General features: G+C 45.9%; 18 protein-coding genes. 12 read left to right on the top strand and 6 right to left on the bottom strand.

Features of this window, described 5'->3' with window-relative positions; genetic code table 11:
• The first annotated feature begins 235 nt into the window (after positions 1-235).
• The 10 genes from pdaA (at position 236) to GC093_RS31815 (ending at position 10,447) form a co-directional block, all read left to right on the top strand.
• Positions 236-1,018 (top strand): delta-lactam-biosynthetic de-N-acetylase, encoded by a 783-nt coding sequence (pdaA, locus tag GC093_RS31860; RefSeq protein ID WP_171656092.1) that lies wholly within the window; start codon positions 236-238, stop codon positions 1,016-1,018.
• Between the two features lie 81 nt (positions 1,019-1,099).
• Complete coding sequence (locus tag GC093_RS31855) at positions 1,100-2,773, top strand: ribonuclease J (protein WP_281365349.1); 1,674 nt, start codon at positions 1,100-1,102, stop codon at positions 2,771-2,773.
• A gap of 220 nt (positions 2,774-2,993) precedes the next feature.
• The gene (locus GC093_RS31850) at positions 2,994-4,385 is read left to right on the top strand and encodes an MATE family efflux transporter (RefSeq protein ID WP_171655979.1); all 1,392 of its coding nucleotides are present in this window, start codon (positions 2,994-2,996) and stop codon (positions 4,383-4,385) included.
• A gap of 476 nt (positions 4,386-4,861) precedes the next feature.
• Entirely contained in the window at positions 4,862-5,398 is a 537-nt protein-coding gene (locus tag GC093_RS31845) for a GNAT family N-acetyltransferase (RefSeq protein ID WP_171655978.1), read from the top strand.
• Between the two features lie 60 nt (positions 5,399-5,458).
• Positions 5,459-6,304, top strand: a complete 846-nt coding sequence (locus GC093_RS31840) for a transporter substrate-binding domain-containing protein (RefSeq protein WP_171655977.1) — start codon at positions 5,459-5,461, stop codon at positions 6,302-6,304.
• A gap of 33 nt (positions 6,305-6,337) precedes the next feature.
• A complete protein-coding gene (locus GC093_RS31835; protein ID WP_171655976.1) occupies positions 6,338-7,039 on the top strand; it encodes an amino acid ABC transporter permease in 702 nt (233 codons plus the stop codon).
• The gene (locus GC093_RS31830) at positions 7,039-7,767 is read left to right on the top strand and encodes an amino acid ABC transporter permease (protein ID WP_216624975.1); all 729 of its coding nucleotides are present in this window, start codon (positions 7,039-7,041) and stop codon (positions 7,765-7,767) included. Before GC093_RS31835 ends, GC093_RS31830 begins: the two co-directional genes overlap by 1 nt.
• Positions 7,768-7,815: 48 nt before the next feature.
• Entirely contained in the window at positions 7,816-8,568 is a 753-nt protein-coding gene (locus GC093_RS31825; protein ID WP_171655975.1) for an amino acid ABC transporter ATP-binding protein, read from the top strand.
• Between the two features lie 52 nt (positions 8,569-8,620).
• A complete protein-coding gene (locus GC093_RS31820; RefSeq protein ID WP_171655974.1) occupies positions 8,621-9,163 on the top strand; it encodes a GNAT family N-acetyltransferase in 543 nt (180 codons plus the stop codon).
• A 105-nt stretch (positions 9,164-9,268) separates the two neighbouring features.
• A complete protein-coding gene (locus GC093_RS31815) occupies positions 9,269-10,447 on the top strand; it encodes an amidohydrolase (protein WP_171655973.1) in 1,179 nt (392 codons plus the stop codon).
• 114 nt (positions 10,448-10,561) lie between these two features.
• On the opposite strand, the gene GC093_RS31810 is transcribed toward GC093_RS31815, so the two are convergent.
• The gene (locus GC093_RS31810; protein WP_171655972.1) at positions 10,562-11,893 is read right to left on the bottom strand and encodes an MFS transporter; all 1,332 of its coding nucleotides are present in this window, start codon (positions 11,891-11,893) and stop codon (positions 10,562-10,564) included.
• Between the two features lie 315 nt (positions 11,894-12,208).
• Here GC093_RS31810 and GC093_RS31805 point away from each other — a divergent pair, with 315 nt between their 5' ends.
• Positions 12,209-13,054, top strand: coding sequence for a metallophosphoesterase family protein (locus GC093_RS31805; protein ID WP_171655971.1), 846 nt, complete (start codon positions 12,209-12,211; stop codon positions 13,052-13,054).
• A 316-nt stretch (positions 13,055-13,370) separates the two neighbouring features.
• Here the strand turns inward: GC093_RS31805 and GC093_RS31800 are convergent, their stop codons facing one another.
• From GC093_RS31800 to GC093_RS31790, 3 genes are read right to left on the bottom strand one after another with little or no spacing between them, the layout of a single operon-like run.
• Complete coding sequence (locus GC093_RS31800; protein ID WP_171655970.1) at positions 13,371-14,084, bottom strand: 2OG-Fe(II) oxygenase; 714 nt, start codon at positions 14,082-14,084, stop codon at positions 13,371-13,373.
• Positions 14,077-14,628, bottom strand: a complete 552-nt coding sequence (locus tag GC093_RS31795; RefSeq protein WP_171655969.1) for a methylated-DNA--[protein]-cysteine S-methyltransferase — start codon at positions 14,626-14,628, stop codon at positions 14,077-14,079. The genes GC093_RS31800 and GC093_RS31795 overlap by 8 nt, the downstream gene beginning before the upstream one ends.
• A 32-nt stretch (positions 14,629-14,660) precedes the next feature.
• Positions 14,661-15,203, bottom strand: a complete 543-nt coding sequence (locus GC093_RS31790) for a bifunctional transcriptional activator/DNA repair enzyme AdaA (protein ID WP_246315766.1) — start codon at positions 15,201-15,203, stop codon at positions 14,661-14,663.
• 229 nt (positions 15,204-15,432) lie between these two features.
• Here GC093_RS31790 and GC093_RS31785 point away from each other — a divergent pair, with 229 nt between their 5' ends.
• Positions 15,433-16,539, top strand: a complete 1,107-nt coding sequence (locus tag GC093_RS31785; protein WP_171655967.1) for an Ada metal-binding domain-containing protein — start codon at positions 15,433-15,435, stop codon at positions 16,537-16,539.
• Between the two features lie 4 nt (positions 16,540-16,543).
• Here the strand turns inward: GC093_RS31785 and GC093_RS31780 are convergent, their stop codons facing one another.
• Together GC093_RS31780 and GC093_RS31775 are read right to left on the bottom strand one after the other, a co-directional pair.
• The gene (locus tag GC093_RS31780; RefSeq protein ID WP_171655966.1) at positions 16,544-17,722 is read right to left on the bottom strand and encodes a MalY/PatB family protein; all 1,179 of its coding nucleotides are present in this window, start codon (positions 17,720-17,722) and stop codon (positions 16,544-16,546) included.
• 109 nt (positions 17,723-17,831) lie between these two features.
• On the bottom strand, positions 17,832-18,899 hold the full coding sequence (locus GC093_RS31775; RefSeq protein WP_171655965.1) for a ParB/RepB/Spo0J family partition protein: 1,068 nt from the start codon (positions 18,897-18,899) through the stop codon (positions 17,832-17,834).
• Positions 18,900-19,035: the final 136 nt, after the last annotated feature.

Raw genomic sequence — 19,035 nt, 5'->3', positions numbered from 1 at the left:
TTCTCTCACGAGACAAGCGAATAGTTAACATTGGTGGGCAACTCATGTTCCTTTATCCGATAGATTGCCCCATATAGTAGGGAAGACATTAGATATTGGGTAGGTATTGGCTCAAATTGCTTGAGCTTATACAGAATAAAGTACAGAGGTCAGGGGAAATTTATCAGGGTATATTCATTGGCTGCGAGTCGGCAATTGCAGGTTAAGCACTAGCTGAAAGGAGTAACGAACATTGATGAAACGTATGGCCTCATGTATGATCTGTCTGGTTATGATTGCCTTATTAACCTCAGGTACTGTATTCGCTCAAGGGTCTCAGCCCTATCATTTTGGATTTAAGAAGAGCAAGGATGGCAAGCTTCCCTCGATAGCAGAGGAGGGCTTTATGGCCACTGTTCAAAAGCATGAAGCTATCTTTCTTGGGGATACGGAGCAAAAGGAACTCTATCTCACCTTTGATAATGGTTATGAAAATGGGTATACGGCACAAATCTTGGATGTATTGAAGGACAAGAAGGTACCCGCCGCTTTCTTTGTTACGGGTCACTACGTTAAAGAGCAGCCTGATCTGGTCAAAAGAATGTTTAATGAAGGACACTTGGTCGGCAATCATTCGTGGACTCATCCCGATATGAGTCAAATCTCGGTAAGTCGCATGAAGGATGAGCTGGACAAGGTAAAACAAGCCGTAACGCAGCTTACAGGCCAAGAAGCTATGCCGTATTTACGACCGCCTAGAGGGATTTTTAGTGATCAAGTGCTGAGAGCCACCCGCGAGCTGGGTTATACCAATGTGTTCTGGTCCATAGCCTACAGGGATTGGGATACAAAGCAGCAAAAGGGCTGGAGCTACGCTTATGAAAGTGTAATGAGCCAGCTTCATCCAGGTGCGGTAATTCTGCTCCATTCGGTATCGAGTGACAATGCCAAAGCGTTAGCAAAAATTATTGATGACACCCGTCAGCAAGGATATGAATTTAAGAGCTTGGATCAATTGAAAAATAAACATTATCATTAATTGCTCCATCCCCCAAACATAAAATTGCTTGCATAGGGAAAAATGAATAATACTGTGATTTTACCGAGGGGGGGCTTTTTCTTGAGTAATGATACTAATAAATTGTCTATTTTTGCGTTAGGCGGAGTAAATGAAATTGGGAAAAATATGTATGCGATCCAATATGCTGATGATATCGTAATTATTGATTGCGGTTCGAAGTTTCCTGATGAAACCTTGCTTGGCATTGATTTAATAATTCCCGATATTACTTATTTGCTGGAAAATCGCGATAAAGTTCGGGGAATCCTTATAACCCATGGACATGAAGATCATATTGGTGGGTTGCCCTACATATTAAGGCAATTCCCTATGCCCATCTATGCAACGCGGCTTACTCTGGGGCTGATTGAAGGCAAGCTAAAAGAGGCCAAGCTGCTTGGAGGGACGGAACGGATACTAATCCATTCCGAATCGGAGGTTCAATTGGGCTCGATAAAGGCAACCTTCTTTAAGACGAACCACAGCATCCCCGATTGTCTAGGTATTGTGTTTCATACCCCAGAGGGGGTGGTCGTTCATACGGGAGATTTCAAATTCGATTTAACCCCTGTAAACGAGCAGTATGCGGATCTCCATAAGATGGCCGAAATTGGAAAGGCTGGCGTTCTGGCGTTATTATCTGAAAGTACAAATGCGGAGCGTCCTGGCTTTACCCCTTCGGAACGGGTCGTTGGCGAGTATATTGTAGAAGAATTCCACAAAGCGCGGCAAAAGGTGTTTATCTCAACCTTCGCGTCTAATGTCCACCGTCTTCAGCAAATCATTGATGCCGCTCATGTTACGAATCGCAAGCTAGCCTTACTAGGCCGGAGTATGGTTAATGTGGTTACGATTGCTTCAGAGCTGGGATATCTGAATATTCCTGAAGGAATGATAATAGAACCAGCGGAGGTTAATCGATTCGACTCCAGTCGAGTTGCTTTATTGTGTACTGGAAGCCAAGGGGAACCGATGGCGGCTCTGTCCCGGTTGGCTCGAGGAAACTTTCGCCACATCGAGATTCATCCAGGGGATACAGTCATATTCTCGGCAACACCTATCCCTGGAAATGAGCGAAATGTAGCTCAGACGGTAGATGACCTTTACCGCTTAGGCGCTAAAGTTATCTATGGCTCAGGATCTGTGACAGGGATGCATGTATCTGGTCATGCGAGCCAAGAAGAGCTGAAGTTAATGCTGAGTTTAATGAAGCCTCAATATTTCATACCGATACATGGTGAGTTTCGCATGCTGCATCAGCATCGATTGTTAGCTGAAGCTGTAGGTGTGGAGCCGGGGCATACGTTCATTCTTAATATTGGTGAGGTTGTGGAAATCCGTAAGGGGATTGCTCGTCAGGCAGGAAAAGTCCCTGCCGGAAATACACACGTGGATGGTCTGGGTATAGGAGATGTCGGGAATATTGTACTGCGGGATCGCAAGCATCTCTCTCAGGATGGTATTCTCATTGTAGTGACGATCCTTAGTAAGTCTGAAGGGAAAATAGTGTCCGGACCGGACATGATCTCTCGAGGCTTCGTATATATTCGCGAGTCGGAGGGTTTGTTGGATGAAGCCAATCGTTTGGTAACCGATGTGATCAACAAGCTGCAGACAGAGAACATCAATCAATGGAGCACGATTAAATCTCATGTAAAAGAAGTGCTGGGGAGATTTTTGTATGAGAAAACGGGGAGAAGACCGATGATTTTGCCAGTTATTATGGAGATTTAAAGTTGTGTGAATGGATAATGGGACAGCTTATGCGATTCCACGAAACAACAGCTGCCGCAATAACAACAAAGCTGATGCCCGCGCTGGTGTCGGCTTTGTTGTTGTTATTCAGCAGCTGTATGCCTCTTGAGTAAAAATTCCAACAGCTGGGTGCAATGAGCTATAATATAAAATAGTAACAATTTATTTCCTTACCGGGAGCACAAAGGAGACCTTGAATATGTCCAAGTCACAGGCTGGTAAACCTTCTTTAACTGAAGGGCCGATAGCAAAAACGCTTTTCTTATTTTCGTTACCGATCTTGCTAGGTAATGTGCTGCAAAGCTTGAACGGTTCCATAAACGCTATCTGGATCGGCAAGTTCCTTGGCGAGCAAGCGCTTGCGGCTACGTCTAACGCTAATATTATTATGTTCCTTTTAATCAGCGGTATATTTGGAATTGCGATGGCGGCGGTTATTTTGATTGGTCAAAATTTGGGAGCCAAAAAGGTTGATGAGGCCAAAAAAGTAGTCGGCACCAGCGCCGTGTTTTTCATGGTGTTATCTATTATCGTAGGCTGTATTGGGGTGTTTTTCTCTCCTCATATTTTAAGCTGGATGAATACGCCTCCCGATGCTTTCGAGCTAGCGGTTTCGTATACACGGATTATGTTTGCGGGAATTCCCTTTATTTTTGGTTATAACCTGGTCATGGCCGTACTGCGGGGCTCTGGCGACGCGAAGACGCCCTTTTACTTTTTGCTGCTGTCCGCTGGTCTCGATATTATACTGAATCCGCTGCTGATTGAAGGAATGGGGCCTTTCCCAAGAATGGGAATATCCGGTTCTGCTACCGCAACTTTTATATCACAGCTTGTCAGCTTCGTTCTGTTAATTATTTACCTGTACCGGAAAAAGTATTTTTTGCGTATTACCAAGGATGATTTCCATATGCTTACTTTGAACTGGACGATTATTCGATCGCTAGTACAAAAGGGTCTTCCGATGGGGTTGAATATGGTTGTAGTTTCAGTCAGCAATTTAGTTCTGATTCATCTGGTCAATTCTTACGGGTCTGAGGCTTCGGCTGCTTTTGGGGTGGCCAACCAGATTTCCAGCTATGTTCAGATGCCTGCAATGGCTATTGGAGGAGCGGTAACTTCCATGGCCGCGCAAAATATTGGAGCGGGGAATTGGCACAGAGTCAACCGTATTACGTGGATTGGCGTTGCATTTAACATAGTGTTGACGGGACTGCTCGTTATCTGTATTCATTTCTTTAACCGTGAAGCCGTTAGCTTGTTTCTGCCTCCTGAAGGTAAAGCAATCGATCTGGGGGTTCATATCAATAACGTTACTTTATGGTCCTTTATTCTATTCGGTATCTTCAATGTGGTGGCGGGTGTCGTAAGATCCTCGGGAGCTGTTATTGTTCCACTGGTTGTTTCTTTTATTGCTTTATTGTTTGTAAGAAATCCTGTTGCTTATCTCTTAGGCTATAATTATGGATTCGACTCGATTTGGTGGAGCTTTCCTATCAGCTTTTTTATAGCTGCGACTCTGAACATTCTGTACTATAGATTCGGCAACTGGAAAAAAGCGAGAATGGTAAGCGCCAAGGCTGCTTCATAGACCTGAAACACATAAATAGTTGAGCGGAATTGAGAGTTCCTTATTCAATCTGCGGCTTCCAATTTAAGGCGATAGCGGAAGTTGGAATTCCTTTATTTAGGCAGAATGAGAGCGGTAAGCACAAAAACAGAAAAATAAAGGAACTAGTACTTCCGTTACTACTCTGTTTTTGGTACGTACGGAATCCCGCATCCATCCCTCGAAAACGCACAAACGTAGATCGTAAACCAAGGACGCCGCAAGGCGTTTTTTTTTTAGTTGCCGGAATAAGCAGTTATTCATTATTTTGTATGGCTGTATTTGGCTCTGCTCATGGTTTATAGAAAATCCTGATTGATTAATAGAACATTTCGATAAATGCTATCCCCAAATGGTGGTATATAATAAATGCATATATTAATTCCTATAAATCACATGGGTATAATATGGATAGACGGCATTCCCTTGAACCGAAGTTGTATAAAGGAGTGGAAAAAATGACGATTGCAAATCATGTGCTCGTCCGTAATGCCCAACTTGAGGAATGGGAGGAGGCAATTGATTTAACCATAGCGGCCTATCAGCAATATGAGGAAAGCTTTGGACAGCCGTTATGGGATTCATACATAAAGAACATAAGGTCGCAATGGGAGAATCAAGAGAATACGCAGCGGATTATCGCGGTTCAGGAGGGAAAGCTGGTGGGCAGTGTACTGTTGTATCCTCCCCAGGAAGGTTTGTACGAGAAGTTAAATGAGCTGATCCCTTATCCGGAAGTTAGGCTCTTGGGCGTACATCCCGTGTTTAGGGGAAAAGGTATCGCCACCACGTTGATTCGTGAATGCGCTCAGCGCGCAATTGGAGCCGGGTCGCCTTATTTAGGACTGCATACCTCGGATCGAATGCCGTCCGCAGTACGGCTGTATACGAGGCTTGGGTTCGAGCGAGTGCCTAAATTCGATTTTTTCGGAGGCGACAATCGAACCTTGGTTGAAGCTTACAGGCTTACGCTTGCTGACAATTTTAGCTTCTGACTCCAATGCTGCAATACTGCATTCCAAATAATATGAAGTATAGATCAGGAGGAATTATCCATGAAATTGATGAGTTGCATGACAATTACGATTGCTTCAGTGTTACTGCTTGCAGGTTGCGGAGCGAAAGAACAGAGCGTTACTAAAGGGGCGACGGCCAATGTTGCGTCCCCCGCAACCGCAGCGCCACAGAAGGTACAAAAGATCGTTGTCGGTACGAGCGGCACCTTCAAGGACGTTACTTTTCTAGATGATAAGGGCAATCTAACAGGCTATGATATCGAATTAACCAAGGAAATTGACAAGCGTCTGCCAGGTTATGAATTCGAGTTTAAGACGATGGAATTTGCCAATATCCTGTTGAGTTTGGAAGCCGGCAAAATCGATCTGGCCGTTAACCAGTATGAAGTAAATCCGGAGAGGCAAGCCAAATTTCTTTTTAACGATGAAGCTTATAACATCTGGCCAAGCAAAGTCGTTGTTCGTAAAGATAATGAATCGATCAAATCGATCGAGGATCTAAAGGGCAAGAAAGTAATAACAAGCCCGGGAAGCAATGGAGCGGTGTGGCTGCAGGATTACAATAAAACCCACGGAAATCCGTATGAATTAGTTTTCTCGGGAAGCGGTGGGACTAACGATGTCATCAGCCAAATCAAAACAGGCCGAGTTGATGCTACCATTGGTACGCCGTTCTCCATAACGAGTCGTAACAGAGACGCCGATGCGCAGCAGAAAGTGGTAGGTCCTGTCCTCTATACTTCCAAAATTTATTACGTACTGCGTAAAGACGGAACTGAATTGAAAAGCAAAATTGATGAGGCGATTCGGGAAATTAAAAAGGATGGAACGCTGGCGAAGCTGAGCAAGCAATGGCTTGGCGAAGATTTTACAGTTAATGAATGAATTCGCAGGGTGAAGGGAGGCATAGGGGGTTAAATGGGGAAATCATTTGATTTTACACTCATCTGGGTCTATCTGCCGAAGCTGCTGTCATTTCTGCATGTGACCTTGTTCATTGTAGTGGCTTCCGTTGCTCTTGGCATCCTTATTGGCCTAGTCACGGCATTGCCCCGATTGTATAAGATTCCGGTTCTCAACCGAATGGTGATCATTTACATTTCTTATACTAGAGGCACCCCGATCCTGATCCAGATGTTTCTGGTCTATTACGGATTGCCGGAGCTGCTCAAGGCTGTCCATATCGATGTAACTGATGTGCAGCCGCTTGTGTTCGTAGTTATCACCTATGCGCTGCACTTTGCCGCTTATTTCTCCGAAATCGTACGCGCAGCAGTGAATGCCGTCGACCGTGGTCAAGCGGAAGCCGGATATTCCATCGGCATGGGAAACTACGATGTATTGACGAGGATCGTACTTCCCCAAGCCTGGCAGGTTGCGCTGCCAAACGTCGCCAATCTGATTATTGGCACCTTGAAGGATACGTCCCTTGCTTATACGCTAGGTGTAATGGATGTTGTCGGACGGGCCGAAATGCTGGGAACAACATACCATTTTCTGGAGATCTGGATCGCGCTTTCGATTATCTATTACACGATTGTCCTTATCTTTGAGTATTCATATCGCAGATTGGAACGCAGGTTATCCAAGTATGAGAAGCATGTTGCTGCTATAAATTAATGAGGAGGGGATGGGATATCCAAATCGACTTCAGCTTTATTATAGAGGCTTTCATGGCAATGCTTAAGGCGCTGCCACTTACATTGGTCATTTCAATTGTGCCCCTGTTTACGGGCTTTATCGTTGGAGTTGTTGTTGCCTTTGTGCGTATGTATAAGGTCAAATACATTCACCGGATTGCTCAATTCTATGTTTCCTTTTTCCGAGGGACGCCTTTGTTGCTTCATATTATGCTGGTTTATTTTGCGCTTCCGATGATCCTTGATGCGTTGTCGGTGCGGTATGGCTGGGGGATAAGTTCTAGCTTCATTCCACTGATTATGTTTATCTTCGTTGCGTTTACGTTGAATATCGGCGCTTATATGTCGGAAACGATTCGTTCCGGGATCTTGTCGGTAAGCATCGGACAATTGGAGGCAGCCTATTCGGTAGGCATGACAACCTCGCAAGCGATGAGGCGCATCGTGATTCCTCAGGCCTTAATGGCGAGCCTGCCAAATCTGCTAAGCAAATTCGTCGGATTGCTACACGGCTCTTCGCTTGCGTTTACCATTTCCTTGCAGGAGGTGAACGGAACGGCACACATTGTGGCTATGAGAAATTGGAAATATCTAGAGGCCTTCATTGCCGCCGCTGTTATCTATTGGATATTGACCATAATAGCTGAACATATTTCAGGCTTACTGGAAAAACGATTGAATGTGTACAGCAAAGGCGGCGTAGCCTAAGCTTTCCTGGATTTTGCGAGACGTAAGGCGATATTGGGGGAGGGTAACATGATTACATTATCCAAGATCACGAAATCATTCGGACGGAACCAAGTACTCCGAGGCATCGACTTAACGGTAAATAGAGGTGAAGTGGTGGCTATCCTGGGGCCGAGCGGCTCCGGGAAAACGACGCTGCTGAGGTGCATGAACTACTTGGAGAAACCTAACGACGGCTTCATTACGATTGATGATTTCAGCGTTGATTGCAAACGAGCCAGCAAGAAGGAAATCCACCAACTGCGCCAAAAGACAGCGATGGTATTCCAACAGTACAATCTCTTCCGTCATAAGACGGCGCTCGAGAACGTCATGGAAGGGCTGTTGGTCGTAAAGAAGCAGGCGAAGGACGAGGCCCGTCAGCGAAGTGTCGAGCTGTTGGAGAAAGTAGGGCTTGGAAGCAAGCTTGATTCTTATCCCTCCCAGCTATCGGGAGGTCAGCAGCAGCGTGTAGGAATCGCACGTGCGCTGGCTTTGAATCCGGAAGTCATTTTATTCGATGAACCGACCTCAGCACTTGATCCTGAACTGGTTGGCGAAGTGCTCTCAGTCATTCGTAAGATTGCTAAGGAAGGGATTACGATGGTCATCGTCACTCACGAGATGACCTTCGCTCAGGATGTTGCGAGCCATGTTGTATTTATGGATGAAGGAGTCATTGTTGAAGAAGGCAAGCCTGCTGAGCTGTTCAACGAGCCTAAAGAAGAACGGACGAAGCAATTTCTGAGACGGATTAGACCGGAGCTGTCTTATTCCATATAGGAAGCAACCACCACAGAACCATCCATATACCTGAGAAAGAGGTGTGACTAATATGAGGAAAGTATGCCGTCTTGCCACCCTGGAGGATGCTGAAAGACTGCGTCATGTTATCTATGAGGCCTATGTGACGATTCGGGAGCTGGAGCTCCAATGGCCTGCGGCTAACGCGAATCTTGCTCTTGTTCAAGACAATATCCTCAAGAATGATTGCTACGTCTTAGAACTGGATGGAGAGATCGCGGCAACCTTGACCTTGTCGAAGGAGAAGCTTAATAGATGGAACGTTGACCTTCCTTTCGTCAAATGGTTTGCGGTGGGTCCAGAGTATCAAGGGTTAGGGCTCGGCACGGAACTTCTAGTTTGGGTGGAGGAAACGATTATTAGGGATAAACTGGGAGCATTTGCGCTTACACTGGCAACTGCCGAGAAGCATCCCTGGCTTTTGGCTATGTATGAACGGAAGGGGTATGAGAGAATAGAGTCGATTGACCGAGGCAACGGAGATGGTACGATGCATCTGCTGCGGAAAATTGTGAATCCACACTTATTTGAAGCTCAAATTCGCAGCAAGGAGAAACAAGAAGCACATCAATAAACTTCCAATCCAAATTATCCCAACATATAAGCTTGAATCATTAAATTCATGCAATCACTTCTACCTTTTGCTGGAGGAGTCATTCGATGAGGAGGAGGCGGCAGTATGGCAACAAACGGCAAGGGATCGATCATAATCAGCGAGAGCATCGAACAAGAGATGCTGGATATTAGACGTCACCTGCATCAATATCCAGAGCTTTCTCATGAGGAATATGAGACAACAGCTTATATTCGCGAACGGTTGGAAGAAGCAGGAATTCGGATATCCGTGCAGTTTCCACTTGAAACCGGAATAATTGCCGAGGTGGGTGGGTTGCAAGGGGGACCCGTCATAGCTTTACGGGCTGACATTGATGCTCTTCCGATTCTGGAGGAAACGGGGCTGCCCTTCTCTTCCAGGATTTCTGGCAAAATGCATGCTTGCGGTCACGACTTCCATACGGCGGCCATTCTTGGAGCAGCTTTACTGCTGAAAGAGAAGGAGCATGAGCTGCCGGGGACGGTTCGCATCGTGTTTCAGCCTGCGGAGGAAAAGGCTGCCGGAGCGGGGAAAGTGCTGCAGAGTGGTGCGTTGGATGGAGTGCGTGCGATCTATGGCATGCACAATAAGCCGGATCTGCCAGTGGGCACCATCGGCATCAGATCAGGACCGCTGATGGCTGCCGCCGATGGCTTTCTCGTCGAGTTTGAAGGAGTCGGATCACACGCGGCAGTACCGGAAGCTAGTATCGATCCGATCGTTGCGGCCGCTCATTTGGTCACGGCGCTTCAGTCGATTGTCAGCCGCAATGTAAGCCCACTGGACAGCGCGGTCATCAGTGTAACCCGTCTAAACAGTGGAACAGCTTGGAACGTCATCCCTGATACGGCAGTGCTTGACGGTACGGTGAGGAGTTTCGATGAGTTGGTTCGCGCTCGGGTAACAGAGAGGCTTAGCGAGGTTGTAAACGGAATTGCAGCGGCCTATGGTACGAAGGCCGTTGTGCGATGGATACAAGGACCGCCACCCGTAAATAACGATGCAGAGCTGGCGGAAGCTGCACGGAGGACTGCAGAACGGCTGGGTATCAGCGTAGTTACCCCTAAGCCGTCATTGGCTGGTGAGGATTTTGCTTTCTACCAAAAGCATATTCCAGGATTCTTCGCTTTCATGGGAACGGGGGGATCTAAGGAATGGCATCATCCTGCCTTCGATGTCGATGAGCGAGCTTTGCCAATCAGTGCCTCCTTCTTCGCTGGATTGGCTATTGCCGAGCTGGAGCGTTTCGTTGCTGAGCCATAAGGCTTAAGGAGAAAATAGTTTAGATAACTTTAAGCTCAAATGTATGGATTCAACAAGAACCTGGCCAACGGCCAGGTTCTTTCGTATGACTACAGATTACTTTTGCTAGGGATATCACGAGTCGAGGCTGTTTTTAAGTGGCTGCTTGGACTTCGTATACCTCCACATGGTAAACAATGAGAGCAGCAGGACCACAACCAGTAACATATAGATGTGCTGATAAGCAAACAGAGGAGCCAACTGACCCTGCCAAACGATCAGCAGTCCACACAGTGCAACCGCGAAGGAGCCTCCCATATATTGCGATAGTTGGGAAAGACCCATTCCAGAGCCGATCTGTTCCTTGGGAAGAATACGCGACACCTCATTGGATAAGGTGGATGTGATAGTTGATAAGGATGGGGCAAATATCAGGTAGGCAAATGTTAGGACAAAGGCGGACATATGGATCCCTAAGGATATGAGGATTAGCGAAAGCCCCATTAAAATATGTCCTGCCAGTAAAAACCGCATATTTCCAAACCGATCTATCCAGCGTCCGACATAACGCATTAAGAATGCGGATACTATTGCGCCTGGGAAGATCATCAATCCTACGGATGCTGCCGATTTGTGGAAGCCGTTTGCCAGTACAAGAGGCATAAGAAACAGCATCGACATGTTAAGCACGAATGCCGAGAATGCCATAAAAATTAATTTGCGGTAACCGGAATTTCGGAATAACAATGGCTGGATGAACGGTTCCTTTACTTTGTACAAATGTCTGAATAAAATGATGGCCGCTGCGATGCCGATGATTAGAAAGACTACAGATAACGAAGCTATGGCAATTAATAGTGCAGTAGCCGTCACCACAATAAGAGCCGCGCCGAATAAATCGAACCGGACCTTCGACTGCTCCTCCTTGGGCAGCATTCTCCAAAGAACCGGAACCAAAGGGATCACTAGGCAAGTGACTAGGAACAGCTCCTGCCAACCGAAAAACTCCGTAATAATACCTCCGGCGACCGGACCAACCCCGAAGGCCAAGGCGCTTCCGGAGGCTATCATAGTAATGGCGCGTCCTCGTCGTTCAAATGGCACGTAACGGCTGGCAAGCACCATCCCTAAGCCTGGCATAGCGCCAGCGCCGCAAGATTGCAGCAGTCGGGCTGTTAGCAGCATATCGAAGCCTTGCGCCATAAATCCTATTACAGACGATACTCCAAGACAGGAAAGTCCAATAGCTAGCAGCTTGCGGATGGGTATGAAGTCCGACAAACGGCTAAATATAATCGTGGACAAGGCGAAGCCAATCGAATAACCCGATACGATCCAAGAGGCAAATCCGGCTGATATATGTAGCTGGGCCATAATTTCTGGCAATGAAACATTGAACATCGTTGTATTCATAACAACTAGAAAGGTCCCTATGGACCAGACGGGTATTACCACATTATCTTTCATGAAGCTCCCACCTATAAATGAATTGATTGTTTATTATTACCCATGTATGCTAGTTCAATAAATGTCTCTGCCAGCATAATAATAGATTAACACTTCATTTACTCTGCGATAATAATCGTGTTCTATTCTGTTAGTAGTATATGTTTATTCGAATCTTTGGAAATGGAGCAGAAATTTTCAAAAGCTATCCTATTATAGCGTCTATTACCAAAGCAGATCAAACAGTGAATGTGTGGACTGGTCAGATTTGAAGAGCAATCAATAAGAGTAAACGAGAAAGCCCGAATGTTAGTAAAATATAGGAGGTAATGTTCGATGCGACTGGTACTTATGGGAGATTTTCATTATTCATTAATGGAGAACGGAACTGAGGAGATGATAGGGGCAAGAGACCAAGCTTATTCGGTCATGCTCGATACATTCGTGAATACGGAGGGGCAATTCCATATTTCGTTAGGCGATCTTACTCATGACGGGTTTCCTGAGGAGTTCGGCTATGCATTTGATCGTATAGGAAGCAGCGAACGCAACTTCATCCATGTGTTAGGCAACCATGATACGAATTCAATCCCCAAGGCGGATATTTTGGCTATTACGGGTCAGCAACGCTACAGCTCCATCGAAACGGATGAAGCAATGCTCATCTTTCTCGATTCTACCAAGGAAATGAATAAATCCGACTGGGGAGGCGAGATAGACGGAGCACAACTGGAGTGGCTGGAAGCCCAGCTTGAACAGTCGGGGGAGAAGCCGGTTTTTGTTTTCGCCCACCATCCGGTCTATGATACAACAGCTTGTTCAACTATGGAGAAGCTGTCGATCCATCCGGATATTGATATGAAGGCTGTTTTGAATAAAAAGCAGGGCGCTGGATTTTACTTCTGTGGACATAACCATGTGAATTCGGTAGTCCAGCAGGACGGATGGCATTATATTCAATCTGCCGCATGTCTGGATCATCCAGCCTTCCGAATTGTTGAGCTTAAGGACGGTCTGGTAACAACGGAGCTGGTAGCTATCGAACAAGCGGATCTTATGGATTCTATTGCTCTATTTAACTCGAAAATGAAGGGTTTCACTCCTATCCTGGAAGCACACGGAGATATTGCCGATTATAGTTTACGTGTGGAGATTAAGGACATTGGCACCAAAGCTCGTTAAAGCATATTAAGAAGAGCTGGGAAAGCTATTGCGTTAAAAGTCTACATAAGTAGGGCGGCAAAAGACCAAGGAGCTCATCACAATTGCGATGAGCTCCTCTTTTCATTTCATATTATATGTATCTAATCCCTTGTTTTGGTATAGCTTATGGAAGAGATACATACAGTGGGGGTTGGCTATGGAGACAGCATTAATAGGCAGCTTTATTTCGGCAATGGCCACCGTTGTCCCTCTTTTGTTTGTGAAGAGGTTGTCAGAGAAGTAGAAGGATATCCTCATAGCTTTTACTGCGGGGATCATGATTTCATACACACACTTATTTGGCATCATGGAAAATAATACCTAGACTATACCTCGTTCCTGAAGTAATCGTGCTGACACCGTGCCGAAGTGTCGTTTTATAGTAGCCGCGCGCTCCCGGTACAGGGCGATGGTTCGTAGGAAAGATAACCCCTGAGCCTTGTTCTAAAGTAAGCACATGTCCTCTGCTTTGTGCTCTCGGCCGTTGCTCCGTCAACAAAAATTCTCCGCCTGTGTAATCCATCTCTCTTTGATTTAAAGCGAATACGACCTGAAACGGAAAGAACACCTCGCCATATAAATCCTGATGAAGGCAGTTGTATCCTCCAGTTTCGTATTTAAGAATTAAAGGTGTTGAGCGCAGCTGCCCTTGCCGGTGACAATGATCAAGAAAGGCGGATAACGCAGGAGGATAGACGGTATCGCGGTCGAGCTGCTCTAGCCAACGATTCGCTGTTATGGCAAGCTCGGGGTAAAAGCCTTCACGAAGCTGCTGCAGTAACTCAGGAAGGGGGGCCTGATAGTATTTGTACTCCCCGATCCCGAACCGGTACCTGGCCATATCAATAGTACTTCTGAAATGTGCAGCTTCCTCATACGTATTCATGATTTCATTGCATTGCTCTTGATCCAGTAAGGTAGGAATCGCAGCATAGCCTTGCTCGTCCAACGTGTGCTGCAGCAAACTCCAATCTAACGCGGCAATACGTTCTGCAAGTTGGTTAGGCATGTACCGGACTCCCCCCAACGACCAAAGAGCTATCATGTTCCAGCTTCAGGAGCTGTGTCTTCATCTCCAAGCCGCCCCGATAGCCGGTGAGCGAGCCGTCTTTACCGATCACCCGATGACACGGTACGGTAATTAATACCGGGTTGGCGCCAATAGCAGCCCCAACCGCACGTACCGCGGCAGGCTTTTGAATATGATTGGCAATATCTGAATAGGATTGGGTTTGTCCATAGGGTATCTTACAGAGTGCGTTCCACACGGCAAGCTGAAACGAAGTTCCATGGAAATCAATGGGGACGGTAAAGGCTCTGCGTTTTCCTTGAAAATACTCGCTTAATTCTGCCGTATACGAATGCAGCTTTGTATCATCATGAATCAATACTTTACCTGGAAAACGGCCTGCAGCCCAATTGGATAATTCCTCAAACGGCTTGTTCGGGGAGCCTACGTAACAAAGCCCCTTTGAAGTTGATGCTATATATAGGCTCCAAGTCTCGTGAACCAACAATGTCCAGTATATCGCCTCATAAGTTTTGGCTTCCACTTTGTAACGCCTCCTCCGTAATGTGTTTATTACTATTTATTTATCGATAATCGATAGTCGGTAGGTGTATGTCCGGTTTTCTTCTTAAAGAGGGTTATAAAATAAGGTGTGTTGGAGATACCTACGCTAAAAGCAATATCTGCAATCGATTTATCTGTATGAATGAGGTATTCGATAGCCTTATTTATTCGCATTTGCTGGACATATTCGACCGGTGTTATACCCTTAATCCGTTTGAAGGTGCGATGCAAATGATAAGGACTGCCATGGCATATATCCGCCAAGTTTGCCAGCGTTAGCGTTTCACTGAAATTGTTGTCCATGTATTGGGTTATTTGATCTACCCAGTCATGATCAGGCAAACGCTCGCCAGTCGGTTTACACCGTTTGCATGGACGGAAATTTGCGGATAGTGCTTGCTTTGCATTATGAAAAACACGCACATTCATCTTGTTGGGTACCCTTGATTTACAAGAGGGCTTGCAAAAAATACCTGTGGTCTTTACTGCGTAAATAAACTGATCATTGTAAGTAGCGTCGTTGAGTATTATCGCTTGCCATTTCTCTTCTGTCATAAGCTCCTCGTTGGTGTCCGCTGCATTTGCATCGCGATTTACCCTAGATAGATCCGCACGCCCCTGTCCTTTAAAATCCTTCATTTGCCTCACCTCCACACACAGTATACCCCCAAAGGGAAGCGTATGTACGCATTTTCGAATGTAATAGCAAGATAACGAAACTGCCCGCAGTCTTTTTATGTTAAAAATAAGAATGCAGCAGTATTGCGATGAATGGAGGGTATTTATGAATATAAATACAGTTAATCAGGAATGGGACTCACCTTATTTTACGGGTGTAAAAACAATGAAAATTTATTGCTTCCCTTGGTGTACAGGACAACCTAAGCCGGAAAACACGATTCGGTTTGAGTCGCGCGCAGAGGCAGAACGGGCTGGCTACAGGTCGTGTAAAAATTGCTGCTCCGGTCTGCCGAAAGGCTCCTGGGAAGATAACAAGCAAGAGTTAAAATTGGTTACACCACAAGAATTTAGCTTTGCTGAAAATAGGAACTATTTGTCCAATGCTTCGAACGAATGCTTGTTCCATATTAAGGATCAGAGGATTTACAAAGCTATACCGGTTGAACATGAGACACCTGTAGTTGAAATAAGCTCGAATCATGATAATGTGATCACTATTCGTTTTATAGGAGAAACAACGCCTTCACGCAGATGGGTACGTGCAGAGGTCGCGCGTTATGTGAGGGAGTGGTTCGATTTGGATACGGACCTGCTTCCGTTTTATGAATTGGCCAAAACCGATGTGCTGCTGCAAAGAGCCGTGGGCTCGTTCCATGGACTGCGTAATGTAGGCATTCCCGACTTATTCGAAGCCATATGCTGGGGGATCATCGGACAGCAGATTAACCTGACTTTTGCGTACACCTTGAAAAGACGATTTGTGGAAAACTTTGGTCGCGGGTTGGAGTGCGAGGGGGAAGCCTATTGGATATTTCCAACTCCTGATGTAATAGCTGTTTTGACGGTTGAAGACATGGCAATACTGCGAATGACGGTTAAGAAATGCGAGTATCTCATTGGTGTGGCGCGACTAATCGTTGATGGGAATTTAACCAAGGAGCTTTTACTGGACGCAGGAGATTATAAGAAAGCGGAGAAGATGTTAGTCAAAGTCCGCGGCATTGGCCCATGGACGGCTAATTATGTTTTGATGCGCTGCCTGAGATTTCCGTCGGCTTTTCCCGTAGATGATGTTGGTCTTCACAATTCAATTAAACATCTTCTGGGTACGGAAAATAAACCGACGAAAAATGAAATCATGCAGCTATCTTCTACTTGGACTAATTGGGAATCTTATGCCACTTTTTATTTATGGAGATTCCTTTACTAAGCTGTTAACGGCGCGCTTCAATTGCTTTCAGTAAGCGCTGAAGTGCTTCCTCAATAGTAGCTCGCCGACAAGCAGCGTTCATCCTCATGAAGCCTTCTCCCTCCGTCCCGAAGCTGATACCCTCGTTGAGAGCAAGCTTGGCTTCCTTCACCATGAAGCGCCTTAGTCCCGCTGTATCCAGGCCGAGTCTACTGCAGTCAAGCCAAAGCAAATAGGTGCCTTCGGGATTGATCATTTTGATTTCCGGAATATGCAGGGCGAAGAATTCCGCTGCGTAATCGATATTGGCACGGATATAGGCGAGGCACTGCTCCAGCCATTCACCTCCATCCTTATAGGCGCTTTCCGAAGCTGTAATAGCGAATGAATTACTCATCGCCAGATGTCCTCGGGCCATCGTTTTGTTGAAGGCATTGCGCAGCTCCTTGTTCGGTATCATGATATAGGAGGACTGCAGCCCAGCCAGATTGAAGGTTTTGCTTGGTGCGAAGCAGACGATGGTTCTGTCGGCTGCTCGCGTGGACAATGAAGCCATCGGGATATGCTGAAAAGGCGAATATGCCAGGTCGGCATGAATTTCATCGGAGATGATCAATGCATCGAATTCCTCGCAGATAGCCTCAATTCGGGAGAGCTCTTCACGCGTCCATACTCTTCCTACCGGATTATGCGGGCTGCAAAGGATGAGCATTTTGGCACCTGTAGTCCGGAATTTATCGGCCAGATCCTCGAAATCGATTTCATACCGATTATTCACATAACGAAGCGGATTTGTTACCAGCTCGCGGTCGTTATCCTTCACAATTTTGAAGAATGGCGGATATACCGGAGGCTGAATAATGATCCGGTCTCCTGGCTTGGTGAAATTTTGAATACAGACAATCAAGGCAGGAAGAACACCAGGTGACCAGCATATCCATTCCTTGTTAATCTTCCAGTGATGCTTGCGCTCGACCCAGCCTGCAATTGCCTCGTATAGCGAGTCCGGACGCTGGGTATAGCCGAAGGTCCCGATCTCCGCACGCTGCTTCAAAGCCTCCATCACAGGTTCCGGCCCCCGAAAATCCATATCCGCCACCCACATGGGAAGTAAATCAGTTGCGCCGAAGATGTCTTGCAGGGTCTCCCATTTGATGCCGTTCGTGTTCTGCCGATCGATGATTTCGTCAAAGTTATATCTCATGTAAGTTATCCTCCGTAGGTGTGTTTATTATTACTGAAATAGGACATGTCGTTCTACAATTGTAGAGTGCATGCCCTCTTTTGAGATTCGTCTAGGTATTCATGCTTAATTAACCCATTTCGGTTGCTAAAGCTTTGGACTTAACCAGCTCTCGTACGTTCTTCCATTCCGTCAACTGCTTCTCCAAATCGTTAATGAGCAGATCCAGGTTATTTAAAAAGTATTCTTCATCACTTGGATAAATATCCTCAACTTCAGACAGTAGTGGATTGCGGGCAGGCAGGAAAGCCAATAGCTGCTGAAGCTTGCTCTCGATAGGCGCTGCAGCTGCCTCTTTGTTTGTAGGTTCATTTGTAGCAGCTGCTGGGCTTACAGTTTCTTTCTCTGTTGAAGGGGCATTGTTATTGCTTTCATGCTTATTGTTTCTCGTCTCGGCCTTTGGCTCAGCGGGAGGCTTGGCTCTTTCGGCTTTATTTTGTTCGTATACGGACCAGGTTTCCAGTAATTCACGTCCTGATTTGTATAGGAGCTTGTCTTTGGTGCCATTGGAAATATTTTTGTCTTTAAACAGCTTGACGATTTTTTTGACATCACTTACCGGCACTTCGTCTCTTGCGATAATTAAGGCCAGTGCATCGAGATGCTCCATCGGCAAATCCTTAATCGGCAGCAACTGCTGCTCGGTTAGCTTGTCTTTTTTAATATCGGTGCCATTGACAATCAGCTTTTTAACGGCGTTGCTGAACTTCAGCAGATCGCATTTGTTCTTGATATAGGCTTCTGGCTTGCCAAGCTTACTGGAGAGAAATTTGGTCGAGCTGCTGAACTTCGGATCATTCATAAGCTTATGGAAGGCTTCCGCTTCCTCAATTGGTGAAAAGCCTTCTCTTGTCAGATTTTCGGCTATTTGCTCCAAATAAATTTCCAGTTCATCGGTCACTGTAGATACGATACACGGGATCGTTGGGCGAGCTAACGTTTTGCATGCTTTGTACCGTCTGTTGCCATAAATGATTTTATATCGGCCATCAGGGGTTGTTCTCACTTTAATTGGAGATAGCAGCCCAAGCTCCTCGATGCTGTTCATTAATTCCTGAAGCGAATCTTCATCGAATTGGTATCTGGGCTGATCGGTATCTTCATCTATTAAATGTGTAGCAATTTGAATAATGTCCATATGAGTTCTCCTATCCTTCTTAGGTTACCGGATCTAGCCGCCGGCAGGGATATAAGTATTATATAACAGGGTTCTTAATCGTGGAAATATTTGCTTAGGAGTTTCACCCGTTCCGGCAGGCTGTCCTTTGAGGGTT

It is taken from the genome of Paenibacillus foliorum (assembly GCF_013141765.1).
Lineage (GTDB): Bacteria > Bacillota > Bacilli > Paenibacillales > NBRC-103111 > Paenibacillus_S > Paenibacillus_S foliorum.
The sequence above is the reverse complement of the archived record's forward strand: the minus strand, read 5'-3'. Positions and strand labels throughout refer to the sequence as shown.